Below are 1,546 nucleotides of genomic sequence, written 5' to 3'. Positions count from 1 at the left end.
GATCGAGGTCGGCTTTCCGTCCGCGAGCCAGACGGACTTCGATTTCGTTCGCGAGATCATCGAAGACGGCGCGATCCCGTCCGACGTCACCATCCAGGTGCTGACGCAGTCGCGTCCCGAACTGATCAAGCGAACCTTCGAGGCGTGTGAAGGTGCCGAGAACGCGATCGTGCACTTCTACAACTCCACCTCGATCCTGCAGCGCCGCGTCGTGTTCCGCGCCGACAAGGACACGATCAAGAAGATCGCCACCGACGCCGCCGAACTGGTCCTCGCCGAGTCGAAGAAGTACCCGGACACCAACTGGCGCTGGGAGTACTCGCCCGAGTCCTACACCGGTACCGAGCTCGAGTACGCCAAGGAAGTATGTGACGCCGTCACCGAAACCCTGGGTGCGACGCCTGCCAACCCGGTCATTCTGAACCTGCCCGCCACCGTCGAGATGGCTACACCCCAACGTGTACGCCGACTCCATCGAGTGGATGCACCGCAACCTGGCTCGCCGCGATTCGGTCATCCTGTCGCTGCACCCCCACAACGACCGCGGCACCGGCGTCGCTGCAGCCGAACTGGGCTACCAGGCCGGCGCAGACCGCATCGAAGGCTGCCTGTTCGGCAACGGCGAGCGCACCGGCAACGTCGACCTGGTCACACTGGGGCTGAATCTGCATGCACAGGGCGTCGATCCGGAGATCGACTTCTCCGACATCGACAAGATCCGTCGAACGGTGGAGTACTGCAACCGAATTCCCGTCCACGAGCGCCACCCGTACGGCGGCGATCTCGTATACACGGCATTTTCCGGAACCCACCAGGATGCGATCAAGAAGGGCTTCGCCCATCACTACGAGAGCGCGGAGGCTGCCGGCGTCGATCCGGGATCGGCGCCTTGGGCGGTCCCCTACCTGCCGATCGACCCCGCCGACGTCGGCCGCGACTACCAGGCAGTCATTCGTGTGAACAGCCAGTCGGGCAAGGGCGGAATCGCATATCTGCTGCAGACCGAATACGGGGTTGAACTTCCCCGCCGCCTGCAGATCGACTTCGCCTCACGGGTGCAGCTCGAGACCGACGACTCGGGCACCGAAATGACAGCCGACCAGCTGTGGAACCTGCTGCTGCGCGAGTACGGGTACAACGGAGGAGTGCGACGGTACTCGCTGGAGCACACCGCCGACGGTGATCAGTTGTTCGTCGCCATCGAACGCGACGGGCGCGAAGTCACCGCTGCAGCCAGCGCGTCCGGACCGGTCGAGGCATTGGGCAAAATCCTGACCGAACAGGGCTCGGCGGTCGAGGTCGTCTCGCTCACCCAGCATTCACTGCCCCCGCAACCCGGAATCTTCCGGCAGTGCAAATTCGGCAGTCACCATCGCAGAGTGCGTGGTGAACGGCGAAGGACGCTGGGGCATTGCGGTGCATCAGTCGGTGACAGCGTCGGCGCTTCACGCGGTCTATGCCGCAAGCACACCGAATGTGATGCAGCTCACATGATCTTGCGGAAGGATTTCTCGGGGTCCATAGTTGAAGCTACAAGAACTTGAAC

At 63.1% G+C, this 1,546-nt stretch carries 1 protein-coding gene and 1 pseudogene; both read left to right on the top strand.

The window, feature by feature from the left end:
• Position 1 precedes the first annotated feature (1 nt).
• Positions 2-409 (top strand): annotated as a pseudogene (locus ABT116_RS51190) (hydroxymethylglutaryl-CoA lyase-like TIM-barrel protein); the annotation flags it as partial.
• Between the two features lie 73 nt (positions 410-482).
• On the top strand, positions 483-1,544 hold the full coding sequence (locus tag ABT116_RS51185; RefSeq protein ID WP_502984066.1) for a hydroxymethylglutaryl-CoA lyase-like TIM-barrel protein: 1,062 nt from the start codon (positions 483-485) through the stop codon (positions 1,542-1,544).
• The last annotated feature ends 2 nt before the right edge of the window (positions 1,545-1,546 follow it).

The organism is Streptomyces sp. NPDC002130 (assembly GCF_040296465.1).
Taxonomy (GTDB): Bacteria; Actinomycetota; Actinomycetes; order Streptomycetales; family Streptomycetaceae; genus Streptomyces.
The sequence above is the reverse complement of the archived record's forward strand: the minus strand, read 5'-3'. Positions and strand labels throughout refer to the sequence as shown.

Excerpts from the sequence above, each read along its gene's own strand:
- ABT116_RS51185 (WP_502984066.1), top strand. The coding sequence starts at position 483 with ATGCACCGCAACCTGGCTCGCCGCGATTCGGTCATCCTGTCGCTGCAC.